This window comes from Rossellomorea sp. GQ25 (assembly GCF_059758515.1).
The window spans coordinates 753,542-778,295 of record NZ_JCAXEQ010000001.1 but is presented as its reverse complement, the minus strand read 5'-3'; the positions used below and the strand labels follow the sequence as shown (position 1 = coordinate 778,295).

At 39.5% G+C, this 24,754-nt stretch carries 27 protein-coding genes and 1 pseudogene; 20 read left to right on the top strand and 8 right to left on the bottom strand.

Features of this window, described 5'->3' with window-relative positions; translation table 11 throughout:
* The first annotated feature begins 2 nt into the window (after window positions 1-2).
* Entirely contained in the window at window positions 3-419 is a 417-nt protein-coding gene (locus AC6CIB_RS04305) for a protein-tyrosine phosphatase family protein (RefSeq protein WP_498278251.1), read from the top strand.
* A gap of 128 nt (window positions 420-547) precedes the next feature.
* On the top strand, window positions 548-730 hold the full coding sequence (locus AC6CIB_RS04300) for a hypothetical protein (RefSeq protein WP_498278249.1): 183 nt from the start codon (window positions 548-550) through the stop codon (window positions 728-730).
* A 137-nt stretch (window positions 731-867) separates the two neighbouring features.
* Here AC6CIB_RS04300 and AC6CIB_RS04295 read toward each other — a convergent pair whose 3' ends face one another.
* Both AC6CIB_RS04295 and AC6CIB_RS04290 read right to left on the bottom strand, forming a co-directional pair.
* A complete protein-coding gene (locus tag AC6CIB_RS04295) occupies window positions 868-2,445 on the bottom strand; it encodes a M4 family metallopeptidase (protein WP_498278654.1) in 1,578 nt (525 codons plus the stop codon).
* A gap of 374 nt (window positions 2,446-2,819) precedes the next feature.
* Window positions 2,820-4,034 (bottom strand): S8 family serine peptidase, encoded by a 1,215-nt coding sequence (locus AC6CIB_RS04290; RefSeq protein ID WP_498278247.1) that lies wholly within the window; start codon window positions 4,032-4,034, stop codon window positions 2,820-2,822.
* Window positions 4,035-4,731: 697 nt separating this feature from the next.
* On the opposite strand from AC6CIB_RS04290, the gene AC6CIB_RS04285 reads away from it, so the two are divergent.
* The gene (locus AC6CIB_RS04285) at window positions 4,732-5,091 is read left to right on the top strand and encodes a FixH family protein (RefSeq protein WP_498278246.1); all 360 of its coding nucleotides are present in this window, start codon (window positions 4,732-4,734) and stop codon (window positions 5,089-5,091) included.
* A 173-nt stretch (window positions 5,092-5,264) separates the two neighbouring features.
* On the opposite strand, the gene AC6CIB_RS04280 is transcribed toward AC6CIB_RS04285, so the two are convergent.
* The gene (locus tag AC6CIB_RS04280; RefSeq protein ID WP_498278245.1) at window positions 5,265-6,080 is read right to left on the bottom strand and encodes an STAS domain-containing protein; all 816 of its coding nucleotides are present in this window, start codon (window positions 6,078-6,080) and stop codon (window positions 5,265-5,267) included.
* Between the two features lie 437 nt (window positions 6,081-6,517).
* On the opposite strand from AC6CIB_RS04280, the pseudogene AC6CIB_RS04275 reads away from it, so the two are divergent.
* Window positions 6,518-7,067, top strand: a pseudogene (locus AC6CIB_RS04275) (GNAT family N-acetyltransferase).
* Between the two features lie 99 nt (window positions 7,068-7,166).
* Here the strand turns inward: AC6CIB_RS04275 and AC6CIB_RS04270 are convergent.
* The 3 genes from AC6CIB_RS04270 to AC6CIB_RS04260 are packed head-to-tail and all read right to left on the bottom strand — an operon-like array spanning window position 7,167 to window position 9,101.
* Entirely contained in the window at window positions 7,167-7,871 is a 705-nt protein-coding gene (locus AC6CIB_RS04270) for a sodium:solute symporter family transporter (protein ID WP_498278243.1), read from the bottom strand.
* Window positions 7,872-7,893: 22 nt separating this feature from the next.
* Window positions 7,894-8,733 (bottom strand): sodium:solute symporter family transporter, encoded by an 840-nt coding sequence (locus AC6CIB_RS04265; RefSeq protein WP_498278241.1) that lies wholly within the window; start codon window positions 8,731-8,733, stop codon window positions 7,894-7,896.
* Entirely contained in the window at window positions 8,733-9,101 is a 369-nt protein-coding gene (locus tag AC6CIB_RS04260; RefSeq protein ID WP_498278240.1) for a hypothetical protein, read from the bottom strand. Before AC6CIB_RS04260 ends, AC6CIB_RS04265 begins: the two co-directional genes overlap by 1 nt.
* Window positions 9,102-9,317: 216 nt before the next feature.
* Between AC6CIB_RS04260 and AC6CIB_RS04255 the strand changes: the two genes are divergently transcribed.
* The gene (locus tag AC6CIB_RS04255; protein ID WP_498278238.1) at window positions 9,318-10,574 is read left to right on the top strand and encodes a helix-turn-helix transcriptional regulator; all 1,257 of its coding nucleotides are present in this window, start codon (window positions 9,318-9,320) and stop codon (window positions 10,572-10,574) included.
* Window positions 10,575-10,710: 136 nt separating this feature from the next.
* Here AC6CIB_RS04255 and AC6CIB_RS04250 read toward each other — a convergent pair whose 3' ends face one another.
* Window positions 10,711-11,256, bottom strand: coding sequence for a GNAT family N-acetyltransferase (locus AC6CIB_RS04250; protein ID WP_498278236.1), 546 nt, complete (start codon window positions 11,254-11,256; stop codon window positions 10,711-10,713).
* Between the two features lie 329 nt (window positions 11,257-11,585).
* On the opposite strand from AC6CIB_RS04250, the gene AC6CIB_RS04245 reads away from it, so the two are divergent.
* From AC6CIB_RS04245 to AC6CIB_RS04175, 15 genes are all read left to right on the top strand, one after another.
* Complete coding sequence (locus AC6CIB_RS04245; protein WP_498278235.1) at window positions 11,586-11,852, top strand: CD3324 family protein; 267 nt, start codon at window positions 11,586-11,588, stop codon at window positions 11,850-11,852.
* A 181-nt stretch (window positions 11,853-12,033) separates the two neighbouring features.
* Window positions 12,034-12,672: a FusB/FusC family EF-G-binding protein gene (locus AC6CIB_RS04240; RefSeq protein ID WP_498278233.1), complete on the top strand. Its 639-nt coding sequence runs from the start codon at window positions 12,034-12,036 to the stop codon at window positions 12,670-12,672.
* 163 nt (window positions 12,673-12,835) lie between these two features.
* Entirely contained in the window at window positions 12,836-13,903 is a 1,068-nt protein-coding gene (gene rlmN / locus AC6CIB_RS04235) for a dual-specificity RNA methyltransferase RlmN (protein ID WP_498278232.1), read from the top strand.
* A 173-nt stretch (window positions 13,904-14,076) separates the two neighbouring features.
* The gene (locus tag AC6CIB_RS04230) at window positions 14,077-15,123 is read left to right on the top strand and encodes an ArsR/SmtB family transcription factor (protein WP_498278230.1); all 1,047 of its coding nucleotides are present in this window, start codon (window positions 14,077-14,079) and stop codon (window positions 15,121-15,123) included.
* A 14-nt stretch (window positions 15,124-15,137) separates the two neighbouring features.
* Complete coding sequence (locus tag AC6CIB_RS04225) at window positions 15,138-16,364, top strand: MFS transporter (protein ID WP_498278228.1); 1,227 nt, start codon at window positions 15,138-15,140, stop codon at window positions 16,362-16,364.
* Window positions 16,365-16,437: 73 nt separating this feature from the next.
* Entirely contained in the window at window positions 16,438-17,286 is an 849-nt protein-coding gene (locus AC6CIB_RS04220) for a DUF2785 domain-containing protein (RefSeq protein ID WP_498278227.1), read from the top strand.
* Window positions 17,287-17,302: 16 nt separating this feature from the next.
* Window positions 17,303-18,652: an NAD(FAD)-utilizing dehydrogenase gene (locus AC6CIB_RS04215; protein ID WP_498278226.1), complete on the top strand. Its 1,350-nt coding sequence runs from the start codon at window positions 17,303-17,305 to the stop codon at window positions 18,650-18,652.
* A gap of 95 nt (window positions 18,653-18,747) precedes the next feature.
* Window positions 18,748-19,113: a hypothetical protein gene (locus AC6CIB_RS04210; RefSeq protein ID WP_498278224.1), complete on the top strand. Its 366-nt coding sequence runs from the start codon at window positions 18,748-18,750 to the stop codon at window positions 19,111-19,113.
* A gap of 50 nt (window positions 19,114-19,163) precedes the next feature.
* Window positions 19,164-19,598 carry a hypothetical protein gene (locus AC6CIB_RS04205; protein WP_498278222.1) on the top strand — a complete coding sequence of 145 codons (435 nt, stop codon included), beginning with the start codon at window positions 19,164-19,166 and terminating at the stop codon, window positions 19,596-19,598.
* Window positions 19,599-19,619: 21 nt separating this feature from the next.
* Window positions 19,620-19,904, top strand: a complete 285-nt coding sequence (locus AC6CIB_RS04200) for a hypothetical protein (protein ID WP_498278220.1) — start codon at window positions 19,620-19,622, stop codon at window positions 19,902-19,904.
* 221 nt (window positions 19,905-20,125) lie between these two features.
* Window positions 20,126-20,860, top strand: a complete 735-nt coding sequence (locus AC6CIB_RS04195; protein WP_498278218.1) for a hypothetical protein — start codon at window positions 20,126-20,128, stop codon at window positions 20,858-20,860.
* Window positions 20,861-20,923: 63 nt separating this feature from the next.
* Entirely contained in the window at window positions 20,924-21,115 is a 192-nt protein-coding gene (locus AC6CIB_RS04190) for a hypothetical protein (RefSeq protein WP_498278217.1), read from the top strand.
* Between the two features lie 318 nt (window positions 21,116-21,433).
* On the top strand, window positions 21,434-21,862 hold the full coding sequence (locus tag AC6CIB_RS04185) for a MarR family winged helix-turn-helix transcriptional regulator (protein ID WP_498278216.1): 429 nt from the start codon (window positions 21,434-21,436) through the stop codon (window positions 21,860-21,862).
* 43 nt (window positions 21,863-21,905) lie between these two features.
* The gene (locus AC6CIB_RS04180) at window positions 21,906-22,541 is read left to right on the top strand and encodes a nitroreductase family protein (RefSeq protein WP_498278214.1); all 636 of its coding nucleotides are present in this window, start codon (window positions 21,906-21,908) and stop codon (window positions 22,539-22,541) included.
* Window positions 22,542-22,565: 24 nt separating this feature from the next.
* Entirely contained in the window at window positions 22,566-22,862 is a 297-nt protein-coding gene (locus AC6CIB_RS04175) for a putative quinol monooxygenase (protein WP_498278212.1), read from the top strand.
* Between the two features lie 81 nt (window positions 22,863-22,943).
* Here AC6CIB_RS04175 and AC6CIB_RS04170 read toward each other — a convergent pair whose 3' ends face one another.
* Window positions 22,944-24,617 carry a ribonuclease J gene (locus tag AC6CIB_RS04170; RefSeq protein WP_498278211.1) on the bottom strand — a complete coding sequence of 558 codons (1,674 nt, stop codon included), beginning with the start codon at window positions 24,615-24,617 and terminating at the stop codon, window positions 22,944-22,946.
* Window positions 24,618-24,754 lie beyond the last annotated feature (137 nt).

The window sequence follows — 24,754 nt, the reverse complement described above, 5'->3', positions numbered from 1 at the left end:
CAATGAATTATAATGAATTAGTGAAAGACCGAATTTATATCGGGGGTTTCGAAGATGCGGACTCTGTTCGTGATAAAGTGGATATAATCGTCGACTTACGAGCTGAAGCACCAGGAGTGGAATTTGATGACGTAACTCGAATGCATCGTCCGATCGTAGAGAATGCTGATCAACAAGAAGAGTCCGTAAGACGTGCAATAGTGGAAGTGGTAACAGCCTATCAAAATGGCAAAAACGTCTACTTCCATTGTAACGGAGGAAGTAACCGAACAGGCACGGTCGCAGCAGGAACTCTCCTATCACTGAAAGAAGCCTCCACGCTCGAAGAAGCCGAAACAAAAGCTAAAAATGTCCGACCAATAATCAACATCAAACCAGAACTGAAAAATGTACTGAAAGAGCTATATTCAAAGAATTGAGGGACTGACCTCAAAAAGAAATGGGGATTGTATACAATGAATATTACGAATGAAGCAAAAGAAGTACTGTTGAATGCAATGGCAGAGAACAAATCGGAAGGTATCAGATTTGTTCTGAATCAAGGTGGATGCTGAGGCCACAAATTGGAGTTTCTTTAGATTCAGCTCAAGCAACAGATAAAGTGGAAGATATTAATGGAGTTTCGGTTGCATTTGATACGAATGTTATTTCTATGACTGAGGATATCACATTAGATGTGCAAGATGGGGGATTAGTATTAGTGGGTGTTCCGGATAGCGGCTGCTGTTAAGGTCATCCTAAATAGAAAAAGCCTGTTCTGGGTACTTATTGTACTTAGAAGCGGGCTTTTTTTATTGAGTAAGAATGAAGAAATTCCAATGAAGAAAACCAGCAAAGATCATAATCCCTGCTGGTCTGGCAAACTCTTTAGTTAATTCCTACTGCATCAAATGATAACTTCACAGCATTTACTTCTGCTGAAGTGCTTCCATATAAATCGGTTGCAGACTGGACAGCTGCAGCTCTTGCCTGACTAAAAGTTGAGGAAGCTGTCAAGTATACTGTATTCATACGGTAATAAATATCCCCTAGCTTTTCACGACCAATTCCGGGAACGGTTATTCCATAATGATTACCACCTTCACTTAATAGGTAAGCCTGCTTGTTAATGATACCACTGTTAGTATGAACACCGCCATTATCTCCTGTACCAGTATAGCGTTTAGAGTAGTGATCAGGGTCACCGTATTTAGCAGGGTTGCTCATGGAGCGGAGGGCATCACCGGATGTGCCAGGTGTATAAATATCTTCTCCAATCTCGAAATCTGGATTCGATCCATTCTCGTATTCTACCAATGTTCCAAAAATATCTGAAATCGCTTCGTTTAAGGCTCCCGATTCATTCTGATACACAAGGTCAGAAGTAAAGTCTGTAACCGCATGAGTTAATTCATGGGCCACAACGTCAATGCCGCCTGAAAGTGGGGCGAACGTTGTGCCATCCCCGTCACCATACACCATTTGAGATCCGTTCCAGAAGGCGTTATTGTAGCCGCTGCTGTAGTGAACAGAAGACACCAGGCGAGCGCCTTGATTATCATAAGAATTACGATTGTAGTTATCCTTGTAGAAGTCATACGTGACACCTGCGAAATAATGAGCATCAACTGCAGGAGCATCATAGGCAGCATTTAGTACATTATCGCTATCTGACCACAAAGTGCCCGGTAAGAAAAATTGAGGGAAGAAGGTACGGTTGTTCATGTTGTATGTATACACACCATTCCCCCGAGTATTATCCTGCAAATAGTACTTACCACTTGAAAGGGTTGTGTTCAACGGTTTAGAGTCACCTAATACGCCTTTACCGGTTCCGACTTGATTCGTTCCTGTGACATCATGCATGTCATTGTATTTATTTAAAACCTTACCGGTTTTCGCATCAATAAAATAGTTCCAGTTACCAGGAGACGGTTCTAAATAATTCAGATTTACAAAATATGCATAGGAAGCAGAATCACCATCTGTATAGATGACTAGTTCCGGTTTAGCTTCTTTTTCTAATTTTGGATCAATTCCAAGATCTTTCTTAGCGATCTTTAAGGCATTTTTCGCTTTCACTTTCTTATTTGATGAGGTTAGCTTTTGATCCAAGTCAGCTATGACAGTACCAGAAAATGCTTGAAGAGCGCCATCTTCCTTTACAACTGCTGACTGTGTGGAACCCCAAACAGGTACTCCATGGTAGGTTTGCTGAATACGAACGACTCTATTTCCAAGTTCATCTTTTTCAACAGACAACAGCTTGAACTGCTCGTCCGATTTCTTATCAGAAAGCTTGAATTTCGCCTTGTTCTTTTCTAAAAAGGAAAGAACGATTGTCTCCGCCTTTTTCCCGGATGGAGCAGATAATAGTCCTGAAACAAATTCCGGTGTTCCTTCTTTTTTATTCATTTGAAAGAGAGCGTTGTCCGATGGTGCAGCTAAACTCCCCGTAGTCATCATTCCAGACAGTAAACTGATGGATAACCCCACGCTAATGATTTTATTCTTTCTCAAATCAATTCCTCCTCTTTTTTTCTAAAAATTCTGTCAAAAATAGAGTATCATAGGTAAGATGAAGACGGTATTGAGAAAATGCAGGACTTTATGAGGGTATAGAGTAGACTATTAATGGAACTATTCAGGAAAATTTTCATGAAAACGAATCTTTTTATAAGATATTAAACTTTTGTTTGAATTTGGTATTTTATTTTTGGATCTATATATGCGGGTTGGGTTATAAAAGACGAGTGGTTTTTCTAATTTTGTTGGGGAAATAGATTCAATAATTGTAAAACACCCCTTAACCGATTGGTTAAGGGGTGCTTTACTACTTATTAGTATCTTACAGCATCGTAAGAGTTAATTCTTCCATGTTGGAAGTAAGAGCCTGTACCGCTGATAGGGTCTGCTGTTTGTTCGATCGCTTGACGGATTTGAACATTATTTCTTCCTTGCCCTGCAAGTAATCCTGCTAAACCTGCAACGTGAGGGGAAGCCATCGATGTACCTGACATGTATGAGTAGCCATTATTAGGTACGGTAGAAGCAATGTCAACACCAGGAGCGGTTACATCCACCCATGTTCCATAGTTTGAGAATGATGCTTTACGGTCTCTGGAATCCACTGCCCCTACGGCAATCGCGTTAGGATAAGAAGCTGGCTCAAACGTTGTTGATACCCCGTCATTTCCAGCTGCGGCAATGACGACAGATCCTTTGTTCCACGCATAATCGACTGCATTTTTTAAAGTTGTGGTATTACAGTCACAACCAAGAGAAAGGTTCAGAACTTCAGCGCCTTGATCTGCAGCGTAACGAATACCTGCCGCGATATCATCAAGCGATCCACTTCCGTTGGCATCCAATACACGAACGGCAAGAATCTTTGTATTAGGGGCCATACCAGCAACCCCGGTTCCGTTGTTCGTTTCAGCCGCTGCGGTACCCGCTACATGTGTACCATGTCCGTTTAGATCCATTGGATAATAGTCATCGTCCACGAAATCATATCCACGAATCGTTTTGCCATCTAAGTCAGGATGGTTATAATCTACACCTGTATCAAGAACGGCGATTTCCTGACCGCTGCTCCCGCGTGCAAGATCCCATGCACTTGGTGTATACGTGTTTTGGGGTCCATATTGATATCCTTGGTAGTAATAATCATTTGGGGTCCAGGTTGCTGAGAAGGTATAGTTCGGTTCTACGTATTCTACATTCGGGTTTTTACTTAATGCTTTTACGGTTGCTTCTACATTTCCTACTTTTAACACTTCGAAGGGCTTCTTCTTACTAGCTTTTTCCTTTACTGCAGAAGCATTCACTTTTTTGAGGGTGTTTCCTTTTTCAGACTCTGCTACACCGTCTTTAAATTTTACAATAACCTCACCTTTTACATAGCTGCCTTTTTTGAGGTTTTTACTGACAACTGTCTTTTTCGGGGCTTTTTCAAGAGGGTTTTGATCTTGTGCAAAGGCACTTCCTCCGAAGCTAGGTACGAGAGCAAGTGATGCAGCTAGAGATAAAGCAGCAATTTTTTTGAACTTCATAATAGTATTCCTCCGATTTTCTTTTTTTTGAATGATGTGTTTCAACGACAAATGAATGGAGTATTAAATCGTTTGCTTATGGAATTACCTCCTCTTATGAAAATTTACAAGAATAATTGAGATTGTGTATGAGAAACTATGTATATGATTCTTGCTAACTAGGATTCTAGCAGACCCTTTAGAAAAAAAGAATAGGGTAAGAATTTAACATTTGTAAATATAAGGAAGATGAATCCGGCCAGTTACAAAAATCACCGAGAATCATGAAAACTTTCCTCCAAACTACCTCAAAAACAAAAATGACCATAGGAAAACAGTCACGCATTTTCCCAACATCATTTTAAAATTTTGAGGGACGGACCTCCATTTTTGATGAGAATATCATGCTAATATGCTTTAATTAGCATGATTAGGAAGAGGGATTTGGAGGTCCGTCCCTCTTTTGACACTTTCATGGCACTATCAAAGACCATAATGATACAGAAAGATCCCAGTGGATGGGTTTTCCACTGGGATCTTTCAACTACTACTTTGTAAGCAACAAAGTTTATGAATACAGCCAATTTAAAAAAGATAACGGTTTCATTTTTATTTCACAACTCCATAGTACATTAAATAATGGCTAATAAGTCCGTTCACGCAAGAATATCAAACCAATAAAGGCCTGGTTGAATTAAGAATTAGGGGAGTGTTAATAATGAAGAAACTTATAAAAGTTTTAGGAATCATAGTATTAATAGCAGTGTTATCAGCTTGCACTGGCAATTCTAACCCTTCTGCAAGTGAATCAGAAATATCTCAGTTAGTGGAAGTGGATATCTCTTTACCAGAAAAAATATCATCTAATGAGGAAAGGAACTTAAAGGTTAAAGTAACCCAAGCAGGTGAAAGTGTAGAAGATGCTGGTGATATACAGTTTGAAGTATGGAAAATGAATGACAAAGAGGAAAGTGAAAGGATTAAGGCAACTCATGAAAAAGATGGGGTATATAGTATTAGAAAGACATTCAAAGAAGTCGAAATTTATTATGTTCAAACCCATGTAACTTGCACGTGACATGCATGTGATGCCGAAGAAGCAATTTATGGTTGGTAACATTTCTAAAGAAGAGGTGGAGAAAATCAAACAAATGAGGGGAAAGTGACCAGGAAGGTGAGAGCGGAGGGCACCATCGCTAATCAGAAAAAGGACTTCAGTCAATGAAGTCCTTTCTGATATACTATATCATTTTAATGATTTTCTACTGCTTTATTTAATGATTGATAGATTTTCATACTTGAAATGTTTATTCCCATCTGTACAAATTCAATACTCATTTCTGGGCGCATACCTGATAAAATCGGTTCGATTCCCAATAATTTAAGGCTATCAATCAGTTTCATGATTCCTTGTTGGAACAATGGATTCACTTCATACACACCGGAAAGATCGATGATTAATTTATGGATGGATAGCTTCTTACACTCAAGAAGGACATGTTCTGCCATCATTTCTCCACGTACTTCATCCACTTGTCCAATGAGAGGCAAAACAGCCAAGTCGGAGAAGATGGGTACGACTGGAGTGGATAAGGACAAATACTTTTCTTCAGATGTTTTCAGCTGCCCTTCTGCATACTCACTATATGCTTCACAGAAAGCAGAAATCATAGTGGTGAATGTGTAATCGATATCGTTTGTGAGTTGCAGTAGGATTTCTTTAGATATTGTTGCTTCATTGTGCAAAACGATATCTTCTAATATAACTTTTTTATATAAAGAGGATTTACTTATGGACATATGCAAAGGGACTCCATGGCCTGAAGCAAGTCTTCCAACTTCTTTTCCCCACTGACTTGATTTGTCTAAGTTATTTTCTCCCCTTAGCAAGCCTTCACCTATAAGTTCGATAAGCTGTTCATAATAAGGAAGGCTTTCAGTTCTACTTGCCTCCACGTAAAGTGTTGGATAAGCAGCTAAAAGATCTGAGAAAATGTCATTGGCGATTTCCTGCTTTCTCTCAATCAATTGATCGCCAATAGAAGTAGTGATTGTGTGGTGAGTCATTTTTCTCCTCCAGATGGATGTTTTTCCTTTATTATAAAGTATTATTAATTTTTAGTATAGGCTGGAAAGACTAGAATAATAGTATACCAGTTATATTGACAATAGGAGGTCATTATCTTATAATTTCATTAATTTTAAATATTTCCAATTAGACGATGAAGAGAAGATCATAATGAAGAAATTGATGTACAGAGAGCTTTGAAAAAGGGCCATCATGATCATTATGGTAAAAGACTTGGAGTTATGTATGAAGCTCTTTCAGGCAGTGAATACATCGGGACCTCCCGTTATAGAGATAGGATATACGTTGTATCCGAAGAGGTTGGTATGGTGACATGCCAACAAACAGAGGTGGTACCGCGAAAAATAAACTCTCGTCCTCAAGAATTATTTCTTGAGAATGAGAGTTTTTTATTTTGATAAAAGGAGTGTTTTGTATGAACCCTGTATTACTTGAAGTTCCACCAGTGTTAGAAACGGAAAGATTAGTACTAAGAATGCCTTAGCCAGGTGATGGCAGATCAGTTAATGCAGCCATTAAGGCTTCTCTATCTGAATTAAAATCGTGGTTAGGATGACCCTTCAGTAGAACATACGGAAACGAACACCCGTGAAGCTCACGCAAAGTTTTTAACAAGGGAAAGTTTGAGGTATCTCATCTTCCGAAAAGACACAAATGAATTCGTTGGTTCAACAGGCTTTCACAACATTGATTGGAGTGTTCCAAAATTCGAAATCGGTTATTGGATTGATACAAGAATGAGTGGGCATGGTTGCATGGTGGAAGCCGTTGGAAAATTGACCGATTTTGCTTTAACTGAATTAAAAGGAAAAAGAGTAGAGATCAGGTGTGAATCCACAAATGGGAGGAGCAGGGCGATTCCTGAAAGGCTTGGCTATGTGCTGGAAGGGGTTTTGCGCAATGAGGATCTTTCGGTTGATGGGGAGCGGTTAACGGATACGTGTGTGTATGGGAAGTTTAAATAGATGAAGGAGGGTCTTAATTATGCCCCTCCTTCATTAGTCTTCAGGGTACTCTAACCCTACACCATCTATTGTAACCGCCATTTTATCGACTACTTATTTTTAAGCTGCTTCTGATTCTTTCGAATGAACTTTTTTCATGAATTCGTTTACATCTCCAGGTACCCTGCGATCGATCTTTGAAACGATATACACAGAAAGGAATCCAATCGGAACCGTTATTAACCCGGGTACATTAAACTGTAGAAATTCAGGTAGGGTAGCTTTAAAGAAAATCATATACATAGAAGCAATAAGGCCAATAACAAGGCCGGCAATTGCCCCTTTTTCTGTCATTCCCCTCCACCAAATACCCAGGATGAAGATTGGTGTAAACGTACTCGCTGCAACTGTAAATGCCAGTGCTACCAGATGACCGATGGAAGCTTCTTTTACCATTAGACCAAGAACCCCGTATAGAATACCAAGAATGATAATCGAAACCTTTCCTGCTAAAACACGTTCTTTTTCTGTAATGTTTTTTCGGAAGAATGTTGCATATAAATCATGAGCCAATGCACCGGAGCTTGCAATGAATAAACCGGATAGGTTTGAAAAGACGGCAGCAAATGCGCCCGCAATAACAAGACCAAGCAGCCACTCCCCACCAAGGGCCTGCGCAGTAGAAGGAACAACCATATTGTTTCCTCCGGCGATCAGGTCTTTCATAACACCTGGATCTGTGTCTCCGCTTAGAAAAATCGAGCGCCCGACCACTCCAAGATATACGGCAAAGAAAAAGAATACACTTGCAATACCTATTGCCATAAGAGCGGACTTACGAGCTGCTTTAAGCACTAGGGTTTGTGTAGAAACGAAGCAAAATATGCGGAAGTCCAATTGTACCGAGTGAAAGTCCGATTGTCATTGATATGGTTTGCCAGAATGATGGGAAGTAATTCCCGGTCCCCGTCCAAGCAGCACCATCAAAAGGTATATCCTTTCCATCAGTAGAAAAACCCGCAGTTCCTGAAATAACCCCTTTAAATTCATTAATCGAAGCCAGGATTTCCTGGTAATGGAGTCCACCATAGATAGCAGCACCAACCATAAGAAGAAAGGCACCAAGACGAATCCAAAGTTCGAGAGCCTGGTTAAGTGTAGTACCCTTCATACCACCGATTCCAACGTAAAAAATCATGACAGAACAAGTGAAAATGATTCCAAATTCATAGCTTGTCCCAAAGAACATACTTAAAATTTGCGCAGCACCAAGTAACTGAGGGGCTGCATAGAAGCCTGAAATGGCTAAAACCACAGCAACAGCTGCGAGGCGTGCACGTTTGCTGTGAAAACGATACGCTAAAAAGTCTGCTACTGTATAGGCTCCGAATCGACGAAGTGGACCTGCTACGAAAATAGCTAAAAGAGTTAGACCAATAGAAAAGCAAAATGCATAATAAGCACCATCATACCCAAGCTGATAGGTTAAACCGGCAATACCAAGAAAGGTTGCTGCGCTTAAATAGTCTCCTCCTATAGCTGAACCGTTAGTAAACCAGCCAAAGCTTCTACCGCCAACAAAATAATCAGAAGCAGTGGCATTTCTTTTTGATAAATAGGTGATATAAACGATCGTCCCCATTAAGAGGAGCGTTAAAAGGAACTTTGGTTCTAGTAAAATACCCATCAATTGATTCTCCTTTCCTCAGAAGATGTACTGGAGTGGGTGGGAATGTGGTGATCATTCTTTAAACGTTTCTCATAAAGAGTAGTATGTACATAGGCAATGATGAAAGCCATTGCCATGGCCACGATACTTGTAAAAAACCAGCTATACGTCATACCACCCCACATACGTGAGAACATAAAACCATCTGCATACCAATTCAATATCGGGATTGATAAGATAAAAACATAATAAAATAGCGTAAGTTTAATTCCAGTACTGAATTCACCCTTCATGATTTTTCTTGTTTCCGGATCGAGTGGCTCAAGTTCGCTGACATCAATAGTGTCTGCAGCCACATAATCATATTCTGAATACTCTCCAGCCATAAAAGACCCCTCCTTAAGGTTTGTGCTTTTGCTGATTATTGATTGCTGTCCTCCTTTTCCAATAAGATAATATAAAATTGATTTTACGATATAAGAAGAATATATACCTTACAATAAATTATCAGAAATATACAAATATTTAATATAATCTAATTTTTAATCTATAATTTAGTTAAGAATTAGACATCATCATTATGTATATCATAGGAAGGCAGGATGGAAGAAAAAGTGTATTCAATGAAGCTAGTCGTAAAAGATCAATTGGAATATGAAAAGCTGGAAGATTGGATTACAGAAGAATTTATGGGAAACATTGCACTGGTCGAGGAGGAAGTGAAACCTCCTCATATACATATAGCAATTTTTGAAGTAAGCACATGGCTTGATTGGGTGAAAATAAACCGATTTCATAAACGTAATAAAGAATGCATAATCATTCCTTTGCTGGAACCATCATTATTATATACTTCACCACTAGCAATTGAGTTAAAATTAAGCAGTTTACTAGTCAAGGCTGTAAAAAAACATAAATTTATTCGAATGTTAAAACAAGTTATAGAGGGTATTTCAAGTGAGGGGCATGCATTGACCAGTGACGATGAATTATTCATTGGGCTTCATCAGGAACCAAAGAAAGGGAACCACACGTTTCCTTTCCAAGAAGCATTTTTACGAAGATTACTTTCAGGGGAAATAAATTCTGAAGAGGAATTGATTCAATCCCGATCTCTCTTTCCAGTTGATGGACTGCCAAATGTGGTATGTTTTATACAGGGATTTATCAGATGCCCTGCCTGGAAAGAAGAGCAAGAGTGGCATGCATCGATGATTATTCAAGATCACTTTAGAAAACGTTTTCATGAAGGTGGGGTTTCTTTTCTATCATATCGTAAACACTTACTTATGCTCATTCGGATTCCTTCGAAGTATGGATCTTTAAAGCACTGGAAAGAAGGAGAAGCCAATATACTGGATGCGATTGGGGCATTAGAAAGGGAGTATGGGATCCATCTTTATATTGGTGTGGGGTCCATCTATCGAGAACCACTTCTCCTTCATCATTCATATCGGGAAGCATATAAAGCCAGGCGTACGTCACCATATGAGAGATTATCCCTTCGTTATTATGAAGAAATCACAAAGGATCTGCAGATTCGAAAATGTACGGACTATATAGCTCATTGTTGTACAGATAACCTTTCAATAAAACAAGTAGCTGAACAGATTAATTTTAGTGTACCGTATTTCAGTAGGATTTTTAAACAAGAAACAGGACGGAATTTTGTTGAATATGTCACCTTTGTTCGTCTTCAGCGTGCTGTGTGGCTTTTGCGTCATACCAACCATACAATTGAGTACATTGCTGAAGAGCTTGGATTCAATACCCCCAATTATTTTAGTGGTACGTTTAAAAAATATGTAGGCCTTTCTCCAAGAGAATACAGAGGGACGGAAGAAATTATTTTTATTTAATAAGGCATGGGACGATTTTTGTAACCATGCAGCTGGATTGGGTTGGGAGTTATTTTTCCCAACGTAATAGTGAACCTTATATGATCTCAAGAGGAGGCGTTTTTCAATGAGAATCGCCTTTGTAATGAGTGACTCTTTAAGACCTAACCCAATCCTTCCTCAACAAACTATACGTTATAAGATCCTCATAATGATCATACAACCATTGACCATCCCGCGTGATACCTTCTTTCTTAAATTCCAAACGTTCCGGGATGCCGATGCTTTTCTTATTGTTGATGGCACATTGGATTTCTACCCTGTTGAGGTCCATTTCAATAAATAGATAGTTTAATAGAGAGGAAACGGCTCGGGTAATGATCCCTTTTCCTTGTGCTTCTTCCGAAAGAAGGTATCCAATACTGGTGCTCTTGCTTTTCCAATCAATATAATGAAGCCCAATCATACCGACTAATTCCCCTTGATAACGTATCCCGGCATCGAATCCGTTGTTATCCGCGTAATTCCGAATCCATAGGGGAATGATCGGTTCTAAATCCTGAGGAGACCGGCGTTTATCGACCCATAGAAGCCACTTGCGAAGATGATCCCGGTTTGAATCAATCAGTTCGTATAACTCCTCTTTGTGGTGCTGTTGAAATAGCTCGATTGAGATTTCTTGATCTACTGTGAATGAAAACATGGGGGACATCTCCTTTAAGATATTTAGAAGATTATACCATATATTGCTGGTTTTTAGGGAGGAATCAAATTTAGGTTGTTTATCATAATGTGTTTCAACCTTATTTATTTTATAATAGAAGAAAATGAACAACATCTTGAAGGAGGTGGTGACATGGTAATGAGAGCAATCTTACCAGAGTCCCAAGCGTCTCATGCAAAGCCTATTATTAGAAAGGCGATACTTTGCATGGGGTGGAATCAAACTTAATCGCCCTAAAAGTACATTTCTATTAAGTCGGCTTTGCACCTTATTTATTTTTTTAATCAGAAAATAAGGGGCTGACTGAAATGAAATATGTAAAAGCGGAGAGTGTTTTACCACAATCACTTCTTGTTGAAATCCAGAAATATGTACAGGGGGAAACCCTTTATATACCTAAACCTAAGGTGAAATACCGAAAATGGGGCAGCCGTTCTGGTAGTAGAAAAGCAATTGATGAACGAAATGTTGAGATCAAAGAGGATTTTTCGAATGGAAAGACGATTCAAGAATTAGCCGATCATCATTATCTTTCACTAGAAACAATTAAGAAAATAGTGTACAAAAAGCGCTGATGTATATGTCAGTGCTTTTTTATATGTATAGTTTGATTCTGAACCAAACTCAACATATCTTTCTGCCATGTACCGTTATATAGTATAAATGAGGTTGCACGGAATGCCTGTGCTCCTTGACTCATCTTGAGCATACCCTTTAAGATGAAGATAATGACAAATGTTTCTAGGAGCGATTAATATGGAACCATTTATTCGAAATGATCAATATAACTTCATTACGTATCAGACTCAAGTGCTGATCAATGGATATTCAACAGTGAATGATCTAGGTGTACTTCAAGCGTTGAAAGGACTTGTGAAAGATAAGGTGACAAATTTGTTCGATGAACTGTCTCAAGCTCAACAGGACATACTTGATCCAATAGGGGATATCAGTGATACTGACCACGCGGAGGATTATTTAATTGGATTAAAGCCTTATGTGATTCCATTTCCATCTGTTTCTGATGCCTCATTGAAAAAGTTATTCCCGAAAGTGAAAAAGCTAAAGACACCTGATTGGGGAAATATCGATTTCAGGGATCTCTCCTATTTAGGCTGGAATGATTACGGACAGGAGAGAAAATATATCGTTGCTGAGTATGAGGGTAAATTGAAAGGATTCAAGGGTACCTTCAAAAGCAGCAGCAAAAAAGGAATTTGTACGATTTGCAATACCTTTGGAAGCATCGGGTTTTACATGTCTGAATCGAAAACGTCATCTCAAGGAACCTTTGTGAAGAAAGGAAATTACATCTGCCAGGATAGTGATGAGTGTAATGAAAAGCTGAAAGACAAAGAGAAATTGGATGATTTCATACAAAGAATCAATCATTAGAAGGATGCGCTGAGGCAGAGTCTCGGCGTATTTTTTCATTGTATTTATACTATATTACGGAATTCCAATTCTTCTCAACACTTATAAATCCCTTGAAACATTGCCATACTTTAAGTAGTATAGATAAGTAGAAAATTGTAGAGTTTCGAAATGAGGGTTTTAAATGGAAAAGAAATCCATATACGGATTAACATTAGATCAACTGACAACATGGCTGGTCGAGCACGGCCAAAAGAAGTTCCGTGCGGCTCAGATATGGGATTGGTTATATAAAAAGAGAGTGACAAACTTTTCGGATATGAAGAATCTAAACGCTGACTGTGTACAGTTGCTGGACGATCACTTCTATCTTCATACACTCACTCAAGAGGTTAAACAGGAATCTAAGGACGGCACAATCAAATTCTTGTTCAAACTTGAGGATGGTAACCTAATAGAAACAGTTCTTATGCGTTTCAATTACGGACTGAGTGTATGTGTGACGACTCAGGTCGGATGCAACATCGGTTGTACATTCTGTGCGAGTGGACTACTCAAGAAGAACCGAGACCTATCAAGCGGTGAAATTGTTGAACAAATCATGAACGTCCAACATCACTTGGATGAAGCAGGAAATGGAGAACGAGTCAGTCATATCGTCGTAATGGGAATTGGTGAACCATTCGATAACTACGATAACATGATGGACTTCTTCCGAGTAGTGAATGACCAAAAAGGTCTTTCCATCGGAGCTCGTCACATCACTGTATCAACAAGTGGTCTGGCAGATAAGATTTACAAATTTGCCGACGAAAACATTCAAATCAACCTGGCCGTTTCATTACACGCACCAAACAATGAATTGCGTACGAAGATTATGAAAATAAACCGTGCGTACCCGTTAGAGAAATTAATGCCGGCCATTGATTACTATTTAGAAAAAACCAATCGACGCATTACCTTTGAATATATCTTGTTGAGTGATGTGAATGATCATAAAGAAGAAGCCATTCAGCTGGCCAAGCTGCTGAAAAACAAGCGTCACCTTTCTTATGTGAACTTGATACCTTACAACCCGGTTGACGAACACAACCAATATCAAAGAAGTACGAAAGAAGCGATTGTCGAATTCTACGGTACATTACTTGAACATGGAATCAACTGTGGAGTCCGTGTGGAACAAGGCACGGACATTGATGCAGCTTGCGGTCAGTTGAGAAGTAAGCAGATCAAAAAGGATAAGGTTAAATAAATCTTAAAAACTTTTTTTAATGAAGCACATGAATTCCTGAGTGGGATTTATGTGCTTATTTTGGTTGTAAAGCTTGCTTTTTTAAAAAATATATTCAAAAAATATTGAATTAATAATTCTAAAAGTATAGAATAATTGTAAGGATGAAATTTTTGGAAATGAGGTGTTTCTACATGGATGTGCTCCATATGACCAGTCGAAAAAGAGAGACGTATGAGGTTAGGATCGAGGCTTCTCTTCTTTGGGAATGCGCTTTGGGTATTGCTGCAGTCACAAATACAAGGCTTATTGATACGTTAGAAAAACCAAAAGAGTCATGGGACAGGTTAAAGAAATCTTTCTCTGAACCATTGATAGAGGACTTGAAATTTGTTGAAAAGAATAATACGTGGAAATCCCTACTCCTTTTGTTGCATCAAAAAGAGTTTCGGGATTTATCTGAATTTATCACGTTTCTGGATGAGTTGGCTGATGAAAACCTCAGATTTATCTGCATTCCATACATAGGGAATAAATTTGAAGATCTTCGAATGCTTGCTTCAGAAGGGGATGAGTCATCACGAAACAGATTGAAAAAGCAGACAGAGGGTAACCCATTTTTTCCTGAGTATATTGAGTTTGTCTGCACAACCCAAGTTCATCCCCTAAGAGAACACCTGAAGAGCGTCATGACCCGGTGGTATGAAGAAGTGATTGTTCCTCAAAGAGAAACAATATCTCAAATACTGAGAAGAGATAAACAAGCCAAAGAGAAGATGAGTGGGAAGCTGAAGCCCGAGGCCATGGTGGAATGGGCAACCGGAGGAATTACCTATCTTCCAGAGCCGAGTGTTCATACAGTTCTGCTAATCCCCCAGTCGATATATCGCCCTTGGAACGTAGAAGGGGATGTTGAAGGAGTCAAAGTGTTTTATTACCCCGTAGCCAATGAAAGCATTTATCCGGATGATAAGGATATGCCAAGCTATTTTCTCGTCCAAAAGCATAAAGCCCTTGGTGATGAAGCTCGCCTCCGAATGGTGAAATTACTTAAGGAATCAAAGCGTACTCTCCAAGAAATCACAAATGAGCTGAACATGGGGAAATCCACGGTCCATCACCATTTGAAAATTCTCAGGTCCGCAAGGCTGGTTGAGGCACAGGATGGTAAGTATCGTTTGAAAGAGAATGCTGTACAATCTTTATCGAATGAATTGATGCAGTATTTAACTGATTATTAAAAGGGGAATCAGATATGGGAGAGCGTGCGGTGAAGCTAAATCATTTGGATGATTTACCGCCCTTAAAGAAAAACTATTCTGTTTTCAGATTTATGGGCGGGAATTTGATCTCATTTTTCGGGGATCAAATCTATTTAATCGCGATTCCACTAATGGTATTAACGATTACTGGATCACCTGTGAGTATGGGAATTGTGGCGGCGCTTGAACGGCTGCCGATTCTATTGCAGCCCTTCGCAGGTATCATGTCCGATACATTCAACCGGAAGCACTTGCTCCTTTTATGCGATTTAGGGCGATGTTTACTTGTTGGTATGATTGGGGTTCTTTTTATCATGGAGGTACTGGAGATGTGGATGGTATATCCGGTTGTGTTTGGTATCGGATTATTAAGCCAAATATACAATACATCTCAATTTGCTTCAGTTCCTAGCCTGGTGAGAAGAGAAGACCTTCAAGCTGTGAATTCACTGAATTCCGGGATATTTAATTTAGCGGTTTTTTTAGCACCCGGTTTAGGAGGGTTGATCATTTCCTTTTTTAATCCGGGATATGCCCTGTTGGTGAACAGCGTCAGCTTCCTGGTATCTTTTCTTGCCATTGCGAGTCTTCGGATGAAGGTGAATGAGAGAGTTTCATCGAGGTATTCCATATGGGGAGAGATCAAGGAGGGATTTGAATTCGTTGCAAAGACCAAGCCGATCTTGTACTCCAATCTAGCCATGGTATCTTCTGTGTTCGGAACTACATTATTTCTCACATTATTGGTGTTTCACCTAAAGGATTCCATTAATGTAAATGCGGTCATGATTGGTTGGTTATTATCAATGGGAGGAGTCGGTGCCATTGCAGGCGCGGTTACGTCAAACCTTTTTCGGAAGCGGTTTTCTTATCGGAGCATTTTATTTACGGCATCTGTCATCGGAGGGCTTTCGATCCTGTGTTTCGGTTTGATAGAAACCTATTTTTGGCTTGTGATCATGAATGCAGTAGGGACCTTTTGTGCTTCGATGATGAGTCCTTGCATCATCACAATCCGGCAAACGCTGACACCCGATCACTTATTGGGAAGGGTCCAGGCCACAAGCCGCCTTATGACATGGGTATTCATGCCCCTGGCCGCATTTCTTGCAGGAATACTGGCTGAAGCAATAGGAACAAACCTGACCATCATGCTTGCTGGAGCCATCTCGACACTCGCTTCCATTCCCTATCTCCATCACAGTTTGAAAGATAAATAGAGGGACGGACCTCCTCAATTCTGTTTTATGGTAGGATGGAAATGGAAACCATTTTGGTGAGGAGAATTCAGATATGATAACTGAAAGTCAACTGAAAGAGAAATTAAGAAAGATCGATTTTAATCGTCCTGATTTAGTGAAAGAGATGGACTTGAATCCACTTTTGAATGATATGACCATACATATTGGGTCCACCGACGGAGAACTTAGAGACCAATTGATCTACACAAGTTTTTACAGATTCATGGAAAAGGATTATTTATCACCCGAACAAATGTCATTCCTGCTCGATACTTGTATAGATGAAGACCATTTATTTTATTGTATTGGAAGAAAGGAGGATGATTCGATTTTTACCCGGGCGTTTTCATCTTTAGTACTTGTATTACTTTTGGACAAAGATCGTGCGCTCCCGTTTTTACCTGCTGGTGAGGTTCAGAAAGCGATCGATGCTTGTTTTCTTTACTTAGAAGCTGAAGAAGATACCCGTGGTTATGTAGAAGGAAAAGGATGGGCTCATAGCATTGCACACGGAGCGGATTATTTGGTGGAAGTGATCCGTCACCCTGTCTTTCCTTCTGAGCTTCATCAACGGTGTCTGCAGGTGATCAAAAATTGTTTATTGAAAGATGCTGCCTATATGGATGATGAAGATGGCCGATTATTTTTTGCTATTGAAGCACTGCTTGATAAAGGAATGACTGATGAAGATCTATTAATATGGCTAATTGATTTGTCAGATACGGTAAATGATCGTAATAAGGAAAAAGGCTATTCTTACTCTTTCTACAGAATGAAAATGAATATCGAAAATTTCTTTAAGACATGTTATTTCCGACTGAAATGGAAAGAGGCAGGAAGCAAATCAGGAAATCATATCAGCTCTGTGTTGGAAAAGTGGCACAAGCACGATTACAACTAAGAAAGGGGAGCAGAGGATGCAATCGAATCATCACGATATCACCATCATCGGAGCAGGTGTGAGCAGTGTGTTTCTCGCTTACACCTTGATGAAGCACAATGAACATGTCTCCATCCACATGATGGATCTCGGCAAGAAACTGAGTGAACGTTCATGCGGTTTAGATGATGGGCGAGTGTGTACTTGTGAAGGAATGTGCAGTAAATACATTGGGTTTGCAGGTCTTGGGAAATCAGAAGGGAAATTTAATTATACGAATGATTTCGGGGGAGAGCTTGGTAGGAAAATAGGAGAACAAACCGCCCTTGATTTGATGAAGGAAGTAGACGATATTCTCTGCGAGTTTGGCGGTGACATCATCCCCCCCTATAGCACGAAAAATGAGTCACTTTCGAAAAGAGCCGGGATGGTAGACTTGAAGGTACTTTCAACAGTGGTCCGTCATTTAGGAACACGTTTGGCAAGTGAGGTTTTTCATAAGATGTATGAGGTGCTGAAAAACCGTATTACATTCAGTTTCGAAACTCATGTTGAAACGATTTCTAAACATGAGGCGGGCTTTCACTTGAAATCAAATAGCGGTGATTTTACAACAAGAAAATTAGTGATTGGTACAGGAATGAGTGGCAGCACATGGATGAAAGCACAAGCAGGATCACTTGGACTTTATCCAGGGGAAACCCGTCTGGATTTAGGGATGCGTGTGGAAATGAAAGGTGATCAGCTTCAATCGATATTAAAAGATACATTTGAAACGAAGCTGAAGATCGAGAGGGAATCATTCAGTGCGACAACCTATTGTATGAATCCACGAGGGAGGATCATACGGAAGCACCAGCATGGCGTAGTGATGCCTGATGGACAAAATGCCCGTGAAGAAGATACACCAAGTGCGAATCTGAACTTCAGCTTGTTCGTTTCACGCTATTTTCTCTCCCATGTTGAGGCAATGGACTATGCGATGAACATCATAGGGGGAATCAATCAAGAAAGAGATCGAATTGTCGTTCAGAGATTGGAAGATTTCAAATCAGATAGGAGTACAGAAACGTTGGAGGGGAATCTGATAGGTCCGTCCCTCAAAGCGGAATATGGGAATCTTAGGGAAGAGGTTCCAGAATTGTATGGGATGGCGCTCGAGAAGTTTTTCGCTTCTTTGGAAAGGCTCATTGGGGAGACTATACACCCTGATACACTTTTGTACGGTTTGGATGCGAAGTTTTATGAACCTAAAATACCGACGGATGAGAACTTTGAAACAGATGTGTCAAATCTGTATCTTGTTGGTGACTGCTCCGGAGAAACCCATTCCTTATCGCAGGCAGCGGCAAGTGGCATTTATTTGGGGAAACATCTGGGAAGATAAGATTTTCCAGTTAGTAATAAATTTGGAATAATTTGAAACCTTTCTGTTTGTTTTTTCGTATTATGTAGAAAAGAACAGGCAGAAAGGATTTTTTTATGGGATTAAAAGTAGAAAAAAACGATTTTGAATATGAAACGATTGTAGATAGTCATCAAAAAAAGCAGATGAGTATGTACTCGTTCCTTCGTTTATTGGGAATTGTTATTTTCGTTGGGTGGGGATTCATGTTCTTCACTGTCCCGCTAGATCTCAACCAAAAATTCGAATGGGTTCATGTGAAGGGCATCCATATAGATGGGGAAATGATGAGAGAGTTCTTTCTATGTCTAATCACAGTTGGATTCATATATTTTGGATTGCTATATTTATATTTTAAAAAAATGTGGGGAAGAACGTTTTTATTGATCACTTTATTAAGTCTGGGAGTAATCGATGGCATCTTATTTTTCCTTGCATTTTAATCCTTCTAATCTGAAATGAGGAGAATAATCTATGAATGGAGGCAACCCAAATGAACTACTATCTAAATATTTTATTAACCATTGTCATCCTGATTGCAGGGACCGGTCTTGCATTTTTCATTGACCAATTCTGTAAACAATTAGAAAAGTTTATTCATCCAAAATACTTATCCCTTACCATCATTGTGATCCTCTTTTCGCTAATGACTGGCGCTACAGTAATGATCAATTCATTGAAAGACTGGAGCTTAATGGATACGGCTTTCATTTCCAGCATCTGCTTTTTTGCACTTGGATTGATCACCAATATTTCGAAAAAAGCACAGATCAATCAGGCATCAACGGCCGCCAAGTTTATTACGAACCACCAATTTAAATATGAATATGAATCAGCAAGTTCTTCTAATAAAAGTCCCTATTTGATTGCGAGTTTGCTGTTTCTCGCTTTAAGTTGGGGGATTTCATTTTGGATTGCGTATAGTTAGACATGGTAAGGAGGGATTTTTTTGTCCGATTATGGCGTCTTGTTTCTGTTGTTCATTATCATTGTGACGGTATTAGCTTTGACCAACTTTACGGTAATGAAGCTGGCAGGAAAGAATAAAAAGAAGAGAATTTGGTCTGGAGTCGTATGTTTACTGCTCACACCCGTGGTTTTTATCCTGACTGGTTTATCCGTAAGTCCATTTGATCCTCATGGGTTTGGAACGGGCATGGTCATGATGATTTATGGGACCTTTTTTGCATTGAATGGCTTAGGAATCATTGTGGTTGGATGGTTCACTGAATAAGGAATAGCGGCTTTTAGGCCGAGTAATATTATTTTTAGATATTCTATATGTTGATGCCGAAGGAGGTTCGAAACTGAGCTTCTGAACTCGGGTGACCTTATCCATTGTATGATGTAGAAGTGTTGCTGCAGGGATCACTACTGAAAAGAATAAATAGACTTGGATCCCTATGATTTTTACAGAATGATGTACTCATTACATTGAGAAAAGGAGGATTTGCATTGAATAAACAACAAAAGCAACTCATCGAAAAAGTGAAAATTATTCAAGGTGACAACTATGCGACCATCGAGGATACGAATGATTTGACCATTGCAGAACTGAAAGAACTTGTCAGTTATCTGGATCAGACCCCGCCCTATCATTCCCTGTCTAACTTGAAGATTCTTGTGAATCAAACATTCTCCCGGGAATTGGATGAGTATTTTGAGGGAAAAGGATATGACCTGGTTGATGAATTTGTGACTGTGCATAAAAAGCTTGAGAAGTCGGAAGTCAAACACTCTTTTACATTGAAAAATTTACATGTGATTTCAGAAAAAGAGTTTGCTCATATTTGGGTACAATCTATGGAGGGCTCCCTTAATGCTCCATCTTGTTTAACCATGCCAGAACATATGAAAAGTGTAGCAATCGAGTTGGGTGACAGCTATAAGGATTCCTGTATTGCGATTTATGAAGGAGATCAGCCTATTGGCGTCATAATGCCACATATAGAACCGGGCACGGTAGATGAGGGAAGGTTGTTTTATTTCGGATTGATTCGGGATGAAAGAAGCAAGGGAAAGAGCAAGATTCTTCATAAACTGGCACTTAATCTGTTAGCAAAAGATTTTCATGCAAAAAATTATATTGGGGGGACAAGTAAGCATAACACTCCGATGATCCGAACATTTCTTGCAAATGGGTGTGAAGTGAAGGATGTGAACAGGGTGTTCTATAAAAAATCCCTTTAGTACTGTGACCAGCAGTGTTATACTTGATGAATTGTTCAAGTAGAAGAGGGGAGTTATAGCCTTATGAAATATATGAAATCACAAATGAAGCTGTTAATCAGAGATAATAAAGAATTGCAAGCCCGTCTGAAAGTATTGATGGATGAGATGAATTTAGAGCGTACATTTGCTCTTAAAGCATTGTATCATTCAGAGGTTGCAGAAGGCGGAAAATATCAGGCTGCCTATCAAGCGTTAGACCTACCAAAAGAGTAAGTCTTTTTTTCTGTGAAATCCCGTATAGGTATAGTAATCTCATACAAGTGATATGACTAAGTTTAGCGTGTTTATAGTGCACATAGAAGGCCAGGTAGGAGAGGGCATTCCCTCATTACCTGGCCTTTTCCTTTTTTACACAGCAAAGATCTCCTATTTTTACTCACTCTACACCTTCCACATTTGTCAGAAGGATTCCTGTTAATTTATTAGGGTTTTCTCCCAAGATCCATACATTTGACTTTTAAAACCATATGTATTATATTAGTTGACAGGTCAATTGTTGACCCATCAATTAATCAAAAGGAGGAGGATGCTTTGTCCAACTCGTGTCGTGAAGAAGAGAAGATAATCGTTCAATTAAATGATATATATAAGCAAATGAGTCCTAAGTTTGAGCGCTGTACCGGAATCAGTCAGTCTCGTTTGGATCTTTTGCACAAGTTGTTTGATGTGGAAGAGATCAGTCAAACGTCTCTGCAAAGAGAAGTTAATATTGATAGTGCAGCCGTGACGAGACACTTAAAGCAGCTTGAAGGAAAAGGGATGGTCTCTCGCCGTAAAAATCCTGATGATAACAGGTTTACATTTGTTCGGTTGTCAGAAGAAGGCCGTAAGAAAATAGAAACTTATCGTGAAGAGAAAGAGGTCTTTATCTCAAAAGTCTTTAAAAGCTTTACAAAAGAAGAACGTTCGGTTTTATCGGACATGCTAAATCGTATTCAGGATAATGTTTCGGAGATCTAATACTAGATATTTTAGACCAATCTATTTAAAAGGAGAATGCACCATGAATCAAACAAAAATCAATGACTTTAACGAAATCATCACAGGCCGTCGTTCCATCCGTAATTATGACCCATCTGTGAAAATTAGCAAAGAAGAAATGAAAGAAATTCTAACCGAAGCCACACTTGCACCATCATCTGTAAACTTGCAGCCATGGCGTTTTGTTGTCATTGATAGTCCAGAAGGGAAAGAAAAACTTGCCCCTCTTGCGAAATTCAATCAGACGCAAGTCAAAACTTCTTCTGCAGTAATCGCGGTATTTGTTGATATGAACAGCCTTGACTATGCGGATGAGATTTACAATAAAGCAGTGGAAGAAGGTTATATGCCCGCAGAAGTAAGAGACAGACAACTTCCATCTATTAAAGGATTACTACAAATGATGACAACTGAACAGTTCAGGGAAATGAACCTCATTGATGCAGGATTAGTATCAATGCAACTCATGCTTGCTGCACGTGCTCACGGGTTTGATACAAATCCGATTGGTGGATATGAAAAGGATCAAATTGCTGAAGCATATGGTATGGAAAAAGACCGTTACTATCCAGTCATGCTGATTTCAATCGGAAAAGCGGCAGATGCAGGCTACAAATCTGTTCGCCTGCCAGTCGAGTCCATCACAGAATGGAAATAATAATGAGAATAGAGGAGAAGTAACATGATAATTATACATGCAGAATTTCATATTAACCCAATCAAAGAACAAGCATTTTTAGAAGAGATTCGTCCACTTGTAGCAGCATCCAGAGCAGAAGAGGGAAACATTTCTTATGACTTAATGAAGGATACTGAAAGAGATAGTGTCTATACAATGGTAGAGGTGTGGAGGGATGCTGCTGCCGTTGAGAATCACAATGCGAGTGAGGATTTTTCTTCATTTGTTGGAAGAGCGCCTGAGTATTTAGCGGCTCCTTTAGATGTGAAGATTTATGAAGGAAATAAGGTAGAGAAATAATGATTTAAAGGGCACCTGACTTTTTGTTAGGTGCCCTTTTTAACAGAAAATGCCAGGCGCATAAGCACCCGGCATCTCCAACTACACTTCAATAATGATTGGCAAAATCATTGGTTTCCTCTTCAAATGCTTGAATAGGTATTGACCTACGTCTTTTTTGATCGCCTGTTTCATTTCTTTCCAGTCCCGAATATTTTCTGCAGACAATTCATCTACGACTTTTCTAACGAGATGGTTTACGTCCTTTAATAGGTCTTCTGAGTTTCGTACAAAAACGAATCCCCGTGAAATGGTATCAGGTCCAGAAATAATCGTATGCTCCGTTTTACTAAGGGTAATGACAATGATAAGCATTCCATCTTCAGAAAGTTGTTTTCGATCCCGTAAAACAATTGATCCGATATCTCCGACGCTCAAGCCATCTACAAAGGTGTCTCCTGCAGGAATGGCCCGCGTTTGCCGGGCAGCGGAATTCTCAATATCGACGACTTCACCGTTTTTTATTATAAAGGTATTTCCCTCTTCCACTCCTACCGATTCGGCGAGCAAGCGGTGATGATGCAGCATTCGGTATTCACCATGTATAGGAATAAAATAGGTCGGCTTCATTAATGTGAGCATGAGTTTTAAGTCTTCTTGATATCCGTGACCTGACACATGCATGCCTGTTGTGCTTCCACTGCCGTAAATCACGTGGGCACCAAGTTGAAATAAATTATCCAGAATTCGTGATACGTCCTTTTCGTTCCCTGGGATAGGTGAAGCAGCCAGAATAACCGTATCACCTGGATAAACGTTTACGTCCCGGAAGCTTCCAGTCGAAAGGCGACCTAGTGCGGCCATAGGTTCCCCTTGACTTCCCGTACATAATATCGCTACCTTTTCGGGAGGTAATGCATCAATTTCTCGTGCATCAATCAGCATCCCGTCAGGCACGGTTAAATATCCCCTTTCTATGGCGACTGAAACTACATTGATCATGCTCCTTCCTAATAAGGCCAGCCTCCTGTTTGTCTTGATGGAAGCATCGACAACCTGCTGGACCCGGTTGACATTGGAAGCAAAAGTTGAGACAAAGATCTTTCCAGTGGCTTTCAAGAACGCTTCATCCATATGATTCCCCACCATTTGTTCAGATGGCGTCAGGCCGCTCCGCTCCGCATTCGTGCTTTCAGAAAGTAAGACCAACACCCCTTCATCACCGATCCTGGCCATTTTATGAATGTCTGAGTATTGATGATTGGCAGGGGTTAAGTCGAATTTAAAGTCTCCAGTATGTACGACATTTCCTTCCGGCGTATGAAATACGATACCTAAACAATCCGGAATGCTGTGACTGACCTTGAAGAAAGAAACATCGATCGTTCCGAAATTCAGGTTGGAATTTGAGTCGATGGTTACAAGTTTTGTATCCCTTATTAGCCTGTGCTCTTCTAATTTTAGTTCGATTAACCCCAAGGTGAAATGTGTAGCATAAATGGGCATGTTAATTTTTTTCAGAAGATAAGGTATGCCACCTATGTGGTCCTCGTGGCCATGAGTCACAATTAAAGCCCGTATTTTATCTTTGTTTTTTTCCAGATAAGTAACATCAGGAATAATTAAATCGATACCCAAGAGACTTTCATCAGGAAACTTACCTCCACAATCAATGATGACAATATCATCACGATGTTGAATAACATACATATTTTTTCCGATTTCATTGATTCCGCCAAGTGCAAAAATGGATAATGCCTGCTCATTGGTATGCAAGAATGAACCCTCCAAGACAATTTGTTTTGGTTATTATGCCCGAATAGGTTGATTTCATTTATATTGAATGATTAAAAGATGGATAAAACAATCATCACACATGTTGCAGAATAAATTGTGTTTTCCTGTACGGAAAT